We start from the raw sequence: 14,458 nt of genomic DNA on the forward strand, positions 1-14,458 counted from the left end.
AGTTTTACGCAGTGCGTGGCTGGGTGACGCGGTCTATCAGGTAGACCAGCCCGTGGTAATCGATTCCGCCATGCTGGCTGAGGCCGATTTCACAGGTGCGGCTGGTGGAAATGCCTTCGCTACAGTACTGCACCGCGTCTTTCAAAGAGCGCAGCGAATGCGCGTTCAGCTCCGGGGTCGTGAAGCCCTTGTCGCCGGCGAAACCGCAGCAGTGGATGCCTTCGGGAATGACCACGTTCTTGCTGCACTTGCGCGCCAGGTCGATCAGCGCCTGGCTTTCACCAAGATGCTGGGTGCTGCAGGTGACGTGCACCGCGATGGGCATTTCCTGCGGCGTGAAGTCCAGGCGATCCATCAGGTGTGTGCAGATGAAGCGTACCGGGTCGTAGAGATCCAGGCGCACATCGCCCAAGTCCTGGGTCAGGCGCAAGGTGCAGGGGCTGGTGTCGCAATAGATGGGATCGAGCCCGCCACGGCTGGCATGGAGCAACGCCCCGATCAACTCCTGACGTTTGTGCTCGGCCTGTTCGGCATAGCCTTTGGAGGCGAAGGGCTGGCCGCAGCACAGGCTGTCCAGATTGTCCGGGAACACCACCTGATAACCGGCTTTTTCCAGCAGGCCACGGGTTTTGTCGTACAGCGACATTTGTTCCTTGTCGCCGGCCGCGGGCCCCATGACCCGTGAAACGCAGGCGGCCAGGTACACCACGCGCGGGCGTTCATCAGTTACAGGCGGACTGAAGCGGATCGCCCGTTCCGGCTGTGGCATGGCGTTGGTCCATTGCGGGATCTGCCCTTTGGACAGGCGCGTCACCGCCGTCGAAAGCCTGGTCAATCGTGGCGCCCCCAGCAGCATCCGCGCGCCGTTGGCCACATGCAGTGTGAAGCGCGCACCTTGCAGGGCAGTGGCGAAATTTCCTTCAAGCCAGGTGGCGGTTTTCTTGTGGGTGGCGTGCTGACTGCGGAGCTTTTTCACCAGCTCGCCGGTATTGATGCCGACTGGACAACGTTGCGCGCAGAGCCCGGTCGCCGCGCAGGTATCGATGCCCTGGTATTCGTAGGCTTCTTCCAGTTCGCGGGTATCGACACCGGCACGCTTTTTCGCCTGGATGTCCCGCCAGATCACAATGCGCTGGCGCGGGCTCAGGGTCAGGCCTTTCGACGGGCAGACCGGTTCGCAGAAACCGCATTCGATGCACTTGTCCACAATCTCGTCGGCCGCCGGCAGGGGCTTGAGGTGCTTGAGGTGGATCTGTGGATCTTCGCTGAGGACCACGTCCGGATTGAGAATGCCATTGGGGTCGAGCAGGCGTTTGAGTTGCCACATCAACTGGTAGGCATCACTGCCCCATTCCAGTTCGACGAAGGGCGCCATGTTGCGTCCGGTGCCGTGTTCGGCTTTGAGCGAGCCGCCAAACTCCACCGCGACCAACTGCGCCACGTCGTCCATGAATGCCTGGTAGCGTACGACTTCTTCCGGGCTGTTGAAGCCTTGGGTGAAGACGAAGTGCAGATTGCCTTCCAGTGCGTGTCCGAAAAGGATCGCTTCATCGTAGTGATGTTTGTCGAACAACTCGATCAGGCGGTTCACGCCGATGGCCAGCTGTTCCACCGGAAAGGTCACGTCCTCGATGATCACTGTGGTGCCGGTTTTGCGCACCGCGCCGACGGCCGGGAAGGTGTCCTTGCGGATCGCCCAGAGACGGGCGTTTTCCAGCGGGTCTTCGGTGAAGTCGACTTGCTTCTCCACCGGGAACGACGCCAGAGACGCCATGATTTGCGCCAGCTGCTCCTGCAGCAATGTGGACGACGCCGCGCGGGACTCGATCAGCAAGGCGCAGGCATTGTTCGACAGGTGCTGTACGAAAGCCGGCATGCCGGGTTTGTTCTGCACCGAGCGCAAGCTGCGGCGGTCCAGCAGTTCCACGGCGGACACCGGCTGGCTTTTCAGCACGGTGACCGCGTTGCAGCAGGTCTCCACGTTTGGAAAGACGATCAGCGCCGAGGCCTTGTTCGGATGGTCGATTACCGTGTCGTAGGTCACCGCGCTGATGAAACCGAGGGTGCCTTCGGAGCCCACCAGCAAGTGGCTCAAGATATCCACAGGCTCGTCGTAATCCACCAGGGCATTGAGTGACAGGCCGGTGGTATTTTTCAGACGGTACTTGTGGCGAATTTTTGCAGCCAGTTCGGTGTTGGCTCGGGTCTCGCGGCCAAGGGTTGCCAGACGCTCCAGCAGGTCGCCATGGGTTTGTCGGAACGCGGCAACGCTTGCGGCATCTTCGGTGTCGAGACGGCTGCCATCGGCCAGCACCAGTCGAATGCCGGCCAGCGTGTGATAAGTGTTTTGCGCGGTGCCGCAGCACATGCCGCTGGCATTGTTGGCGACGATGCCGCCGATCTTGCAGGCATTGATCGACGCCGGGTCAGGGCCGATCTTGCGCCCGAACGGCGCCAACCAGGCATTGGCCTGTGCACCGATTACTCCCGGTTGCAGGCGGATTTGCGTGCCCTGGCCACGGATCTCGCGACCGTTCCAGTTATCCCCAAGGACGATCAGCACCGAGTCGCTGATGGCCTGGCCGGACAGGCTGGTGCCGGCGGCGCGGAAGGTCACGGGGACCTGATCGCGCTGCGCCAGTTTCAACAGCGTCACCACTTCGTCTTCGGACTCGACGCGGATCACCAGTTGCGGAATCAGGCGGTAGAAGCTGGCGTCGGTACCGAATGCGAGGGTCGACAACGGGTCGTCGAAGCGACGTTCCCGGGGAATCAGTTGCTGCGCATCGCGCAGGAATGCGGCCGGTAGACTCATTGGTCCTCCAGAATCAACACCACCAGATCTTTCGGACCGTGAGCGCCGTAAGCCAGCACCTGCTCAATGTCGGCGGTCTTCGACGGACCCGACACCAGCAACGCATTGGTCGGCATGCCCTGGGCCCATTCGAAATCCTGCTGTACCTGATAGAAGTTGTCGCGGATTTCGCTGGCCTTGAGCAGGGCAAAATGTACCGTTGGCGCCAGGCTCATCAGGCGTGGTTCTTCCCGCGTTGGCCAGAGAATCAGGCTGCCGGTGGCAGCGATGGCGCCGAGGGTGCCGGTCAGGCTCGCTGGCGTGTCGTTGAACAGTTCGGCCTTCCATTCTTCCACCGGGCGGTCGTAGGCCTTGAGTGTAGGCAGGGTCGGATGCTTCGCCCAATGCTGTGTGATCTGTTGGCCGTGGGTCGTGGTCGGTGCGATCAACAGGCTCGGTAGCTGACGATCCTGCAGCAGTCTGGCCAGCAGGGCAGGCCATGCTTGCGCTGATGTCAGGTGGATTTCCGTGTGCACCGCTTCCATCAGTTTTCGCAGCTGCGGGATGTGTTGTTCCGGAGTGTAGGTGTAAGGCGCGGTCACCAGATCGACATCGAAGTTGTCAGGCACCGGTGTGGTGCCTGTCAGACTTTTGCGCAGTTTGCCCAGGATATTTTGCTTGGCGCTCATCAACGATCTCCCTGTTTGGCCAGATGCTCGCGAGCCATGTCGTGCAGCGAGCGCGCGGCGGGTTTCGGTGCGCTGTGGTTTTGCGTCCAGGGGCCGACGTTGTTCGGGGTGAGCGCGCGCAGGCGAGTGGCGGCAAGCGCAAACAGGCGATACAGCGTCGGCGAACTGTTGAGCCGGGCCCAGGCGTTCCAGATAAACCGTTCCTTGCGCGAGTATTTGCGACCCTGGTCGCGCATCACCGGGTTCGGGCTGTCGGGCGCTTTGACGTTTTCTTCGCGCAGGCGCCGCAGCAACGACGGGATCGGAATCTTGACCGGGCACACTTCTCCGCAGGCACCGCACAACGAGGAGGCGCTCGGGTGATCCGGCACCTTCGTCAGGCCGACCATGTGCGGTGTGATGATTTTTCCGATAGGACCGGGGTACACCTCGCCGTAGGCATGGCCGCCGATTCGGGTGTAGACCGGGCAATGATTCATACAGGCGCCGCAGCGGATGCAGTTCAGGGACTGGCGCAATTCGCTGTCGGCAAAGGCCTGGCTGCGACCGTTGTCGAGCAGTACCAGATGCACTTCCTGCGGGCCGTCGAGTTCATGGTCCTTGCGCGGGCCGGAAATCATGTTGACGTAGGTGGTGATCGGAATGCCCAGGGCCGAGCGGGTCAGCAGCGACAGCAACGGCACTACGTCGCGCAGGTTTTCCACGACTTTTTCGATACCGGTGACGGCGATGTGTACCGGCGGAACGGTGGTGGTCATGCGACCGTTGCCTTCGTTTTCCACCAGCAGCAAGGTGCCGGTTTCGGCCACGGCGAAGTTGACACCGGAGACGCCGATGTCGGCTTCGAAGAACTTCTGCCGCAGGACCCTGCGACCGATCTGAATAAGCTGGTCAACGTCCTTGGTGTATTCCACGCCAAGTTTGTCGTGGAACAAGGACGCGACCTGACCGGCATTCTTGTGGATCGCCGGCATGATTATGTGTGAAGGCTTCTCGTGGTCGAGCTGGACGATGTACTCGCCCATGTCCGATTCCAGGCATTCAATGCCCTGTTCAGCGAGGACATGGTTCATCTCCATCTCTTCGCTGACCATCGATTTGCCCTTGATCACTTGCCGCCCCTCGTGAGCGCGGATGATCGACAGGACGATGCCATTGGCTTCGTCCACCGTTTCCGCCCAGTGCACTGTCACACCGTTGCGGGTCAGGTTCTGTTCAAGCTGCTCGAGCAGGTCGGGCAACTTGGATAAAGCACGGGCGCGGACCGCATTGCCCAGCGCACGCAGATGTTCTCGTTCGTGGGCATCGCCGAAGGCGTTTGCCCGTTTGGTCATCAGTGAATCCATCGCCTTGCGAAAGTTGTTTCGCAATTGCGCATCACCCAACGCGTTATGGGCGCGGGTGCGGAAATCTTCTTCCACAGCAACCGTAGGAATAATCGCGGAAGCGTTCATTGCGCGCCTCCGGTTCTTTCCCAGAGAAAGCTGGCCAGGTGTTGGCCACGCAACGCTTCCTTCTGTTTTTCCAGCGAGCCGTTGATGTTCATCAGGCAACCACAATCGGCACTCAGTACCTTGTGCGCGCCGGATTCCTTCAACGACCGGGTCTTGTCGGCGACCATCGCACCGGAAATATCCGGCATACGGACGCTGAAAGTCCCACCGAAGCCACAGCACTCGCTTTCGTGATCATGATTGACCCGCTCCACATTGCTCAGTTGCGACAACAACTCGCGCCCGTGCAGGTGGGTGTTCATCTCTCGACGCGCCGAGCACGAAGTGTGCAGCGCCACTTTGACCGGCTCGCCGCTGTCCTTGAGCTGCACCTTGCAGACAAACAGCAGGAACTCGGCGAGTTCGTAGGTTCTGGCCGCCAGGGCCTGAACCTGTTTCAAGGTGCCCGGTTCGTCCTTGAACAGGTCGGCATAGTGCTCGCGCAACATGCCGGCACAGGAACCCGACGGCACCACCACCGGATAATCCTCGGCGAACAGCGCCAGTTGCGAGCGCGCCACGGTCCGGGCCTGTTCGGTGTAACCGGAGGTGTAGGCCGGTTGTCCGCAGCAGCTTTGCCCTTGCGGGTACTCGACACGGATGCCCTCGCGCTCCAGCAGGTGGATCGCGTCCATGCCGGCTTGCGGGTAGAACAGATCCACTACGCAGGTCCCGAACAGGTACACCCGTTGCGGTTTCTCGCTGGGGTATTGCCGAGGCTCGGGCAGTGGCGGGGCGACGCGGGTCGCATTCGGCACGGCGTTGTAAAAGAGTTCGCTCATCAGGCGTGTCTCCGGGTGGTCCCGGTTGTCCGTCCGTTGAGGCGGCTGAATATAGAGGGAGATGCTTTCAGCAGCCTTACAGACCGGGTGGTGAATTGCTGACGCCGGAATGGTGATCCGGCGTCGGTTTTTTCAGATTGGTTGTAGGACTCAGTGCACCAGCATGCCGGTGAACCAGTAGGCCTGGGCCAGGGTGATCAGGCCGACGATGGTGGCGAAGAACAGGCTGTGCTTGAGGGTGAAGCGGAACAGATCCGATTCCTTGCCCACCAGGCCGGTTGCGGCGCAAGCCACGGCGATCGATTGCGGCGAGATCATCTTGCCGGTCACGCCACCGCTGGTGTTCGCCGCCACCAGCAGGGTGTCGTTGACGCCAATCTGGTGGGCCGTGGTGGCCTGCAGCGAACTGAACAGCGCGTTCGACGAGGTATCGGAACCGGTCAGGAACACGCCCAGCCAACCGAGGAACGGCGAGAAAAACGGGAACGCCGCGCCGGTGCCGGCCAGAACCAAGGCCATGGTCGAAGACATGCCCGAGTAGTTGGTGACGAAAGCGAATGCCAGCACCATGCCGATGGACAGGATCGGCCAGCGCAGCTCGTAGAAAGTCTCTTTCAAAGTGGTCAGACCAGTTTTTACGTTGATTTTCAGAATCAGCATCGAGATCAGTGCCGAGAAGAAAATCGCCGTGCCGGTCGCAGAAATCGGGTCGAGCTTGAACACGGCCGGGATGGCGGTCGGCGCGGCCACGATGGGGGCAGTCTTGATCACCAGTTGGTCGAGGTGCGGGATGGCAAAGTTGAACACCCAGCTGTACATCGAGCCGCCTGCGGCAAACATGGCCTTGAACGGTTTCAGAGTCCAGATGGTGACGAGGACGGTGAGGATCAGGAACGGCGACCAGGCCTTGAAGATTTCACCCAGGCTGTAGGGCGATGCTACGGTGGTGCGTTTCTGGCCGAAACCACCGGCGCTGGCGCTGACTACGGAGGCCGAGACGGCGCCGGCGATGTGTTGGCCGGCAGCGCGTTTTGGTTGCCAGACCTTCAGGAACAGGGTCAGGGCAATCAGGCTGGCCAGGGCCGAGGTAATGTCCGGCAGTTCCGGGCCGATGAAGTTCGAGGTGAAGTATTGAGTGACGGCAAAGCTCAAGCCGGCCACCAATGCTGCGGGCCAGGTTTCACGAACGCCGCGCAGGCCATCCATCATGAACACCAGCCAGAACGGTACGAACATCGACAGCAGCGGCAGTTGGCGGCCAGTCATGGCGCCAATCTTGAACGCGTCGATGCCGGTGACCTGGCCGGCGACGATGATCGGAATGCCCAGGGCGCCGAATGCCACCGGAGCGGTGTTCGCAATCAGGCACAGGCCTGCGGCGTACAGTGGATTGAAACCGAGGCCTACCAGCAATGCGGCAGTAATCGCCACCGGTGCGCCGAAGCCGGCCGCGCCTTCGAGGAAGGCGCCGAAGCAGAAACCGATTAGCAGCACTTGCAGGCGCTGGTCGTCGGTAATCGACAGCACCGAGCTGCGGATCACTTCGAACTGGCCACTCTTGACCGTCAGTTTGTAGAGGAATACCGCCGCTACGATGATCCAGGCAATCGGCCACAGGCCGTAGGCGAAGCCATAGCCGGCCGCGGCGAAAGCCATGTCGACCGGCATCTGGAACGCAAAGATCGCCACCAGGATCGACAAGGCAAGCGTAATGCTGCCTGCCACGTGCCCTTTGAGTCGGAACACGGCCAGCGCCAGGAAGAAAAACACGATGGGAATGACGGCTGCGAGCGCGGATAAACCGAGGCTGCCGAGCGGGCTGTAGAGCTGTTGCCAGGTTTGCATATGGGGTGGCCCCTAATTGTTGTTGGTCAGGCACTGATCAGCGTGCTTGGATAATTGGTAATACCAATTTACAATCGCTGTTGGCTAGGGTAAAAGCCTTGTAGGCGGTGTGTCAATTTGCCGCCCTAAAACTTTTGTCGAATGCACTGCCCTTCGGCTTGCCTGATCCGCTTGGCTGAATGCTGACTGGCAGGTGCCGATGCCGTATGGATAGGCCAGAATAGAGCCCCGGCGTGTCGTCGGATGGTGGAGAAATCGAGTTATGGGCTTTGATCAGATTCGTCAGCGCCGTTTGTCTGACGATATTGTCGAGCAACTGGAGGGGATGATCCTTGAGGGCACGTTGAAGGCAGGCGAGCGCTTGCCGGCAGAACGTGCCCTGGCCGAGCAGTTCGGGGTCTCGAGACCGTCGTTGCGCGAAGCCATTCAGAAACTGGTGGCCAAGGGGCTGCTGGTCAGTCGCCAAGGCGGTGGGAACTATGTCGTGGAGTCCCTGGGCACAACATTCAGTGATCCATTGCTGCTACTGCTGGAAAGCAACCCGGAAGCTCAGCGCGATCTATTGGAATTTCGCCACACGCTGGAGGCGTCCTGTGCCTATTACGCGGCGTTGCGTGCCACGGATGTCGATCGCGAGCGGCTGACCGCGGCGTTCAACGAATTGCAGGATTGTTATTCGCGAAGCGATGAAGTCAGTCGGGCGGAAGAGGGTGCGGCGGATGCGCGGTTCCATCTGGCGATTGCCGAGGCCAGTCACAATGCGGTGCTGCTGCACACCATCCGCGGCTTGTTCGATTTGCTCAAGCGCAACGTGGTCACCAACATTGGCGGCATGTACAAGCAGCGCACCGAAACTCGCGACATGCTGATCACGCAGCACCGGGAACTGTATCTGGCGATTGTCGAGGGCAGGGCGGAGCAGGCTCGGGAGGTTTCCAGTCGGCACATTTTGTATGTGCAGGAAGTGCTGGAGGAAGTGCGTCAGGAAGTGCAGCGCGTGGCTCGGGCGGAGCGACGCAAGGGAATGTGATTGCGTTTAAACGCAAAAAAGATCGCAGCCTGCGGCAGCTCCTACTGTGGGAACTGCCGAAGGCTGCGATCTTTTTCGATGGCGGCTTAAACCTCAGGCAGAGAAATCAGTCTTCCTTGCCCTTGTTCCGCACCGCGCGCTGCAACTCACGCCCGGCGTCGCGTTCGCGTTCGGTGTCGCGCTTGTCGTATTCCTTCTTGCCCTTGCCCAGTGCGATTTCGCACTTGACCATGTGCTTGCTCCAGTACCAGGACAGACACACGCAGGCATAGCCCTTTTGCGCCACGGCGGCGGACAGCTTGTCCAGCTCGCGCCGATTCAGCAGCAGCTTGCGCGTACGCGTGGGGTCAGCGATGACGTGGGTGCTGGCGGTCGTCAATGGCGTGATGTGACTGCCGAGCAGCCAGGCCTCGCCATCCTTGAGCAGCACATAACTGTCGACCAGTTGCAGCTTGCTCGCCCGCAAACTCTTCACTTCCCAGCCGGCCAGGACCAGACCAGCCTCGAACTTGTGTTCGATGAAGTAATCGTGTCGCGCCTTTTTATTTTGCGCGATTGTCCCTGTGGGGTGTTTCTTCTGTTTAGCCATAGGGCCGGCATTATAGGGAGTTGCAAGCAAGTCGGCTACGGTGTTGCTGTGCGCTTGAGCAGGTTGATTGAATCCCGGACAATGCGCGCACTTTTTTGAATGCTTGGTCGTGGTAACGATGTCGACAGACAAGGTTTCTGTCCACGGCAGTTGGGCTAGCCGCTGGGTTTTCATACTCGCCGCGACCGGTTCGGCCGTCGGGCTGGGTAGCATCTGGAAATTCCCGTACATGGTCGGCGTCTATGGCGGCGGCGCCTTCGTCTTGATGTTCCTGATTTGCATCGCGCTGATCGGCATTCCGGTCATGCTGGCGGAAACCCTGATCGGCCGGCGGGCCCGGCAAAGCCCGGCCAATGCCCTGAAAGCTCTGGCGAAGGAAGCGGGGCATTCGGGCAAATGGTCCTGGGGCGCCTTTGGCGGGATGATCACGGCACTGCTGATTCTTTCTTTCTACAGTGTCGTCGGCGGGTGGTCGCTGGATTACATCATCGACATGGGGCGCGGCGACTTTCAGGGGGCGACACCGAGTCAGGTGGGTGCGTACTTTGGCAATGTCATCGCCGACCCGTGGCGCCTGATCCTCTGGCACACGATATTCATGCTGCTGTCAGCGATTGTGATCGCAAAAGGCGTAGTTGCAGGGCTTGAGCGCAGCTTGCGGATCATGATGCCGCTGCTTTTCGTGATGATCCTGGTGCTACTGGGTTACAGCATGACCACCGGGCATTTCATGGAAGGCGTGCACTTCATGTTCGACTTCCATCCGGAAAAGGTACTGGATGGTTTGCTGCCAGCCATGGGGCACGCGTTCTTTTCCCTGAGCGTCGGTGTCGGGTCGATCATGATTTACGGCGCCTACATGCCGAAGCATTCATCGATTTCGGGAACCGTCGTCAGCGTGGCCTTGCTGGATACTTTTGTTTCTCTGGTAGCTGGCCTGGCACTGTTTCCGATAGTGTTCGCCGCTGGTTTGAACCCGAGCGAAGGTCCCGGCCTGATGTTTGTCAGTCTACCGTTTGCCTTCGGGAATATAGTGTTCGGCCAGTTGATGGGCGTAGTGTTCTTCGTGCTCGTGGCAATTGCGGCGTGGAGTTCGGCGATCTCGCTGCTCGAGCCGATGGTGGCCTATCTGGTCGAGCGAACGCGGGTCAGTCGCGCCTGGGTGACGTTCTGGCTGGCATTCACCTGCTGGTTCGTCGGTCTGGGCACGGTGTTTTCCTTCAATATCTGGAGGCAGGCCAGGTTTTTCGTGAACGAAGGCGGATTGTTCCACCTCTACCGATGGGGTGGGGCAGGCGGACTGGACTTCTTCGGTGTGATCGACTTTTTCACCTCGCGGATCATGTTGCCACTCGGTGGTTTATGTTTCGTGGTTTTTGCGGGCTGGGTAATGGGTCGGGAGGCGGTGAGCGACGAGTTGTCGATCCGCCATCCGGCGTTGTACGCCCTGTCCATGTTCTTGATGCGCTATGTGGCGCCCATCGGCATTCTTGTAGTGTTTGCCGCCCAGCTGTGGAAGTGACGCTGACATGACGACACACATTTCACGTTCGGCCTTGCTGCCGTACCCGGCGCAAGCCCTGTATGACCTGGTCAACGACGTGGCGCGGTACCCGGAATTCCTGCCCTGGTGCTCCTCGGCACAAGTGCTGGAAAGTACCCCTGAATTTATGCGCGCGAGCGTCGGCGTGGCCAAAGGCGGGCTCAGCCAGCATTTCGTGACGCGAAATACTTTGGTGCCCGGCCAATCGATCGAGATGAATCTCGAAGAAGGTCCGTTCACTCAGCTGCACGGTGTCTGGGTGTTCAAGCCTTTGGGCGAAAAGGCCTGCAAGATCAGTCTGGACCTGTCGTTTGACTACGCGGGGCCGATTGTTCGCGCGACCCTTGGACCTTTGTTTAATCAGGCAGCCAATACGCTGGTGGATGCGTTCTGCCAGCGGGCCAAGCAGATGTATGGTTGAGCCGATGATTGAGGTTGAGGTGGTGTATGCCGCCATTGATCGTCAGGTCCTCCTGTCGGTGAGGGTTCCGGCGGGGACGACTGTTCGTACGGCGTTGCTGAAATCCGGTATCGGTCAGGCATTTCCGGAGCTGGATTTGGAGGAGTGCCCGGTGGGGATCTTCGGCAAGGTGATCCCCGATCCGGGGAGTCGTCAGGTTCAGACTGGGGATCGCGTCGAAATTTATCGACCGTTGCTGGCCGATCCAAAGGAAGTTCGTCGGCTGCGTGCGGCCAAAGCTGCCGAGGCAAAGGCTCGTAATCAATAGATCCTTAAATTCCAGATAATAAAAAACCCGGACATGCCGGGTTTTTTATTGCGTCGCAAATTATTGCGGCGAAGTTTCCAGTGGTTCCGGAGTCGGGACAGGAACAGTTTCCACGCCGTCCACTTCCTTCTGGATCTGATCCAGCAACGAACCTGGTTTGGTCGGTTTTTCCGGCTTTGGCTTCTCGACCTTTTCTGCCGGTGCGGCCACTGTAGTGCCGCTGTCCTTGCCAAGGATGGCCTCGTCACGACTCACGCCAGGCATGAAGTCGCCGGACAGGCTGACAAGTTGATCATTTGGGTTGAAGATAACGCTAATGCGTTCCTGTTGGCGTTCACCGCCACCCGGTTGCAGGCTGTACAGATAATCCCAGCGATCGGCATGGAACGTGTCGGTCAACAGAGGGTTGCCCATGATAAACCTTACTTGCTTACGGGTCATTCCCGGGCGTAACTGGTCTATCATGTCCTGCGTGACGACATTGCCCTGCTGGATGTCGATTTTGTAAACCCCGGGGAATGAACAACCGGCGAGTGCGAGCAGTCCCACAAAGGTGAAACTGGTTAGCAAGAGCTTGGTGTTTTGCATCGGTGGGCGACTTCCACTATCTTGGCTGGGACAACGTAAACGCCGATCATACCCGCATTAAGAGAAGCTGCGAAGCAGCATCGCGAGAAAGCTGACCATGGTTGAAAATAGCGAACTACGCAAAGCCGGCCTCAAAGTGACCCTGCCACGGGTCAAAATTCTGCAAATGCTCGATTCCGCCGAGCAGCGCCACATGAGTGCCGAGGATGTCTACAAGGCACTGATGGAGGCTGGCGAGGACGTCGGTCTGGCCACGGTTTACCGTGTACTGACTCAGTTCGAGGCAGCTGGCCTTGTGGTGCGGCACAACTTCGACGGAGGCCATGCGGTCTTCGAGCTGGACGACGGCAAGCATCACGACCACATGGTCAACGTCGAAACCAGTGAAGTGATCGAATTCTTCGACCAGGAAATCGAGAATCTGCAGAAAGCCATCGTCGAAAAATATGGCTTCGAGATGGTTGATCACAATCTGGTGCTGTACGTACGCAAGAAAAAGTAAGCATGTCGCGCGAACATCAGGTTCGCGAAACGAGCGAAGGCGACCCCAGGGTCGCCTTCGTGCTTTCTGCCAACTTTAAACTTTTGCAGCAATCACCATCTTTTTGGCATGAGCCAGAGACTCCTTGGTGAGATCGATGCCGCCCAGCATGCGAGCCACTTCTTCGACCCGGTCGTTCTTGCTCAATTTGGACACGGCAGTGCGTGTCGCATCCTCGCCTCGCACTTTGTGCACAAACAGGTGCTGATGGCCCTGGGCGGCTACCTGCGGCAAGTGGGTCACGGTCAGAACCTGTCCTCTTTCGCCAAGTCGACGCAACAACTGGCCAACGATCTCGGCTGTCGGACCACCAATGCCCACGTCCACTTCGTCGAACACCAGGGTTGGAATGCGGGAGGTTTGTGCAGTGATCACCTGGATAGCCAGGCTGATCCGCGACAGCTCGCCACCGGATGCAACTTTTGCAAGGGCTTTGAGTGGTTGGCCCGGGTTGGCACTGACCAGCAGTTCTACTTGTTCAAGTCCGTTCGGCAGCAGTTCGTCGCTACTGTTTGGGCGCAGCTCGATGGTGAAGCGGCCGCCGGGCATGCCCAGACGCTGGATTTCCTGTTCTACGGCGCTGGCCAGGCTGCCAGAGGCTTGATGGCGCAGATCGCTCAGCTCCCGGGCCTTTTCCTGATAATGGCGCGCATAGGACGACAGTTCGTCGCTCAACCGCTCGATGGATTCATCGTTGGCATTCAGGGTTTCGATTTCTTCCAGCAGCTTTTGCTGCATCTCGCCGACTTCGGTGGGCTGGATGCGGTGTTTGCGCGCCAGGGTATAGATCGCATCCAGGCGCTCTTCCAGATACTGGAGTCGTGATGGGTCGGCATCGAAATTGTCGAGGAAGCGATTCAACTCACCAACGGCTTCTTCAACCTGGATCTGCGCGCTGGTCAGCAAGCTGCTTGCCTCACCCAGCGCACCGATAGAGCTGTTGACGCTCGACAGTCGATTAAGGCTGGCGGTGAGTGCGTTCAGTACGTTGCCGGAATCACTTTCGCTGCATTGTTCGACGACTTGCCGGCAGATGCCCAGCAAGGTTTCGGCATTGGTCAGGTTCTTGTGTTCCTGCTCCAGCTGCTCCAGTTCGTTGTCACCCAGACCCAGGTTTTCCAGTTCTTCAAGCTGATAGCTGAGCAATTGATGGCGTGCGCGCTGCTCATCGCCCGAGTTGGATAGCCGCTCAAGTTCCTGGCGAGTCTGGCGCCAGCGCTGTGCGGCCAGTTGCACCTGGCGGGCAAGATCTGTCGCGCCAGCGTATTCGTCGAGCAGGCGGCGGTGGGTATCGGTCTTGAGCAGGGATTGGTGTTCGTGCTGGCTGTGAATGTCGATCATCAACTCGCCCAGCGCCTTGAGGTCGCCGAGGGGGCAGGGGGTGCCATTGATATAGCCGCGCGAGCGACCCTCGGCAGTGATGACTCGACGCAGGATGCACGGGCCATCGGTCTCGAGGTCGCGTTCGGCCAGCCAGGCGCTGGCTTCCGGGATGTCTGCCAGATCGAAGGTCGCCAGGATGTCGGCCTTGTCCGCGTCGGGACGGACCACGCCGCTATCGGCGCGATCGCCAAGGGTTAGGCCCAGAGCGTCGAGCATGATCGACTTGCCGGCTCCGGTTTCCCCGGTGATCACACTCATCCCGCGATCGAGTTCGAGATCGAGATGTTCAACGATGGCGTAATTATGTACGGACAGGTGCACCAGCATGAAGGCCGCTCCCAGGCTTTATGTCTGGTTATTTATACAGTGTTTTGTTTTGGGCTGACAATGCCTCTCGTTAGCTCGATTGGCTTGAGCCGACGAAATTCTTAGCGCGCCATGGAATGAAAATGC

The 14,458-nt window shown here is 59.4% G+C and carries 13 protein-coding genes; 5 read left to right on the top strand and 8 right to left on the bottom strand.

The genetic code is table 11. The annotated features are described in order from the left end of the window. Positions 1-4: 4 nt before the first annotated feature. The 5 genes from DKY63_RS23390 to DKY63_RS23410 all read right to left on the bottom strand — a co-directional run bounded on the left by DKY63_RS23390 (position 5) and on the right by DKY63_RS23410 (position 7,603). Positions 5-2,815, bottom strand: coding sequence for an FAD-binding and (Fe-S)-binding domain-containing protein (locus DKY63_RS23390; protein WP_110966268.1), 2,811 nt, complete (start codon positions 2,813-2,815; stop codon positions 5-7). Then, positions 2,812-3,483 carry a LutC/YkgG family protein gene (locus DKY63_RS23395; protein ID WP_110966269.1) on the bottom strand — a complete coding sequence of 224 codons (672 nt, stop codon included), beginning with the start codon at positions 3,481-3,483 and terminating at the stop codon, positions 2,812-2,814. The genes DKY63_RS23390 and DKY63_RS23395 overlap by 4 nt, the downstream gene beginning before the upstream one ends. Then, positions 3,483-4,937 (bottom strand): LutB/LldF family L-lactate oxidation iron-sulfur protein, encoded by a 1,455-nt coding sequence (locus DKY63_RS23400; protein ID WP_110966270.1) that lies wholly within the window; start codon positions 4,935-4,937, stop codon positions 3,483-3,485. Before DKY63_RS23400 ends, DKY63_RS23395 begins: the two co-directional genes overlap by 1 nt. Further along, complete coding sequence (locus tag DKY63_RS23405; protein ID WP_110966271.1) at positions 4,934-5,758, bottom strand: (Fe-S)-binding protein; 825 nt, start codon at positions 5,756-5,758, stop codon at positions 4,934-4,936. The genes DKY63_RS23400 and DKY63_RS23405 overlap by 4 nt, the downstream gene beginning before the upstream one ends. Positions 5,759-5,908: 150 nt before the next feature. Then, on the bottom strand, positions 5,909-7,603 hold the full coding sequence (locus DKY63_RS23410) for a lactate permease LctP family transporter (protein ID WP_110966272.1): 1,695 nt from the start codon (positions 7,601-7,603) through the stop codon (positions 5,909-5,911). A 262-nt stretch (positions 7,604-7,865) separates the two neighbouring features. On the opposite strand from DKY63_RS23410, the gene DKY63_RS23415 reads away from it, so the two are divergent. Beyond that, positions 7,866-8,633, top strand: a complete 768-nt coding sequence (locus DKY63_RS23415) for a GntR family transcriptional regulator (RefSeq protein ID WP_110966273.1) — start codon at positions 7,866-7,868, stop codon at positions 8,631-8,633. A gap of 106 nt (positions 8,634-8,739) precedes the next feature. Here DKY63_RS23415 and smpB read toward each other — a convergent pair whose 3' ends face one another. Next, on the bottom strand, positions 8,740-9,222 hold the full coding sequence (smpB, locus tag DKY63_RS23420) for an SsrA-binding protein SmpB (protein WP_110966274.1): 483 nt from the start codon (positions 9,220-9,222) through the stop codon (positions 8,740-8,742). Positions 9,223-9,340: 118 nt separating this feature from the next. On the opposite strand from smpB, the gene DKY63_RS23425 reads away from it, so the two are divergent. Genes DKY63_RS23425 through DKY63_RS23435 form a run of 3 tightly spaced genes read left to right on the top strand, consistent with a single transcriptional unit; the run spans position 9,341 to position 11,493 of the window. Beyond that, entirely contained in the window at positions 9,341-10,744 is a 1,404-nt protein-coding gene (locus tag DKY63_RS23425; protein ID WP_110966275.1) for a sodium-dependent transporter, read from the top strand. Positions 10,745-10,751: 7 nt separating this feature from the next. Beyond that, positions 10,752-11,186, top strand: coding sequence for a type II toxin-antitoxin system RatA family toxin (locus DKY63_RS23430; protein ID WP_110966276.1), 435 nt, complete (start codon positions 10,752-10,754; stop codon positions 11,184-11,186). Continuing rightward, on the top strand, positions 11,179-11,493 hold the full coding sequence (locus tag DKY63_RS23435) for an RnfH family protein (RefSeq protein ID WP_110966277.1): 315 nt from the start codon (positions 11,179-11,181) through the stop codon (positions 11,491-11,493). The genes DKY63_RS23430 and DKY63_RS23435 overlap by 8 nt, the downstream gene beginning before the upstream one ends. Positions 11,494-11,553: 60 nt before the next feature. On the opposite strand, the gene DKY63_RS23440 is transcribed toward DKY63_RS23435, so the two are convergent. After that, a complete protein-coding gene (locus tag DKY63_RS23440) occupies positions 11,554-12,081 on the bottom strand; it encodes an outer membrane protein assembly factor BamE (protein ID WP_110966278.1) in 528 nt (175 codons plus the stop codon). Between the two features lie 97 nt (positions 12,082-12,178). Here DKY63_RS23440 and fur point away from each other — a divergent pair, with 97 nt between their 5' ends. Then, positions 12,179-12,583, top strand: coding sequence for a ferric iron uptake transcriptional regulator (gene fur, locus DKY63_RS23445; RefSeq protein ID WP_110966279.1), 405 nt, complete (start codon positions 12,179-12,181; stop codon positions 12,581-12,583). A 75-nt stretch (positions 12,584-12,658) separates the two neighbouring features. Here the strand turns inward: fur and recN are convergent, their stop codons facing one another. Further along, positions 12,659-14,332: a DNA repair protein RecN gene (gene recN, locus DKY63_RS23450; protein ID WP_110966280.1), complete on the bottom strand. Its 1,674-nt coding sequence runs from the start codon at positions 14,330-14,332 to the stop codon at positions 12,659-12,661. Positions 14,333-14,458 lie beyond the last annotated feature (126 nt).

Source organism: Pseudomonas putida, from assembly GCF_003228315.1.
GTDB lineage: Bacteria > Pseudomonadota > Gammaproteobacteria > Pseudomonadales > Pseudomonadaceae > Aquipseudomonas > Aquipseudomonas putida_S.

Bases quoted from the DNA above. Each gene is read 5' to 3' on its own strand.
- DKY63_RS23390 (WP_110966268.1), bottom strand. From the start codon at position 2,815: ATGAGTCTACCGGCCGCATTCCTGCGCGATGCGCAGCAACTGATTCCC.
- DKY63_RS23395 (WP_110966269.1), bottom strand. From the start codon at position 3,483: ATGAGCGCCAAGCAAAATATCCTGGGCAAACTGCGCAAAAGTCTGACA.
- DKY63_RS23400 (WP_110966270.1), bottom strand. From the start codon at position 4,937: ATGAACGCTTCCGCGATTATTCCTACGGTTGCTGTGGAAGAAGATTTC.
- DKY63_RS23405 (WP_110966271.1), bottom strand. From the start codon at position 5,758: ATGAGCGAACTCTTTTACAACGCCGTGCCGAATGCGACCCGCGTCGCC.
- DKY63_RS23410 (WP_110966272.1), bottom strand. From the start codon at position 7,603: ATGCAAACCTGGCAACAGCTCTACAGCCCGCTCGGCAGCCTCGGTTTA.
- DKY63_RS23415 (WP_110966273.1), top strand. From the start codon at position 7,866: ATGGGCTTTGATCAGATTCGTCAGCGCCGTTTGTCTGACGATATTGTC.
- smpB (WP_110966274.1), bottom strand. From the start codon at position 9,222: ATGGCTAAACAGAAGAAACACCCCACAGGGACAATCGCGCAAAATAAA.
- DKY63_RS23425 (WP_110966275.1), top strand. From the start codon at position 9,341: ATGTCGACAGACAAGGTTTCTGTCCACGGCAGTTGGGCTAGCCGCTGG.
- DKY63_RS23430 (WP_110966276.1), top strand. From the start codon at position 10,752: ATGACGACACACATTTCACGTTCGGCCTTGCTGCCGTACCCGGCGCAA.
- DKY63_RS23435 (WP_110966277.1), top strand. From the start codon at position 11,179: ATGGTTGAGCCGATGATTGAGGTTGAGGTGGTGTATGCCGCCATTGAT.
- DKY63_RS23440 (WP_110966278.1), bottom strand. From the start codon at position 12,081: ATGCAAAACACCAAGCTCTTGCTAACCAGTTTCACCTTTGTGGGACTG.
- fur (WP_110966279.1), top strand. From the start codon at position 12,179: ATGGTTGAAAATAGCGAACTACGCAAAGCCGGCCTCAAAGTGACCCTG.
- recN (WP_110966280.1), bottom strand. From the start codon at position 14,332: ATGCTGGTGCACCTGTCCGTACATAATTACGCCATCGTTGAACATCTC.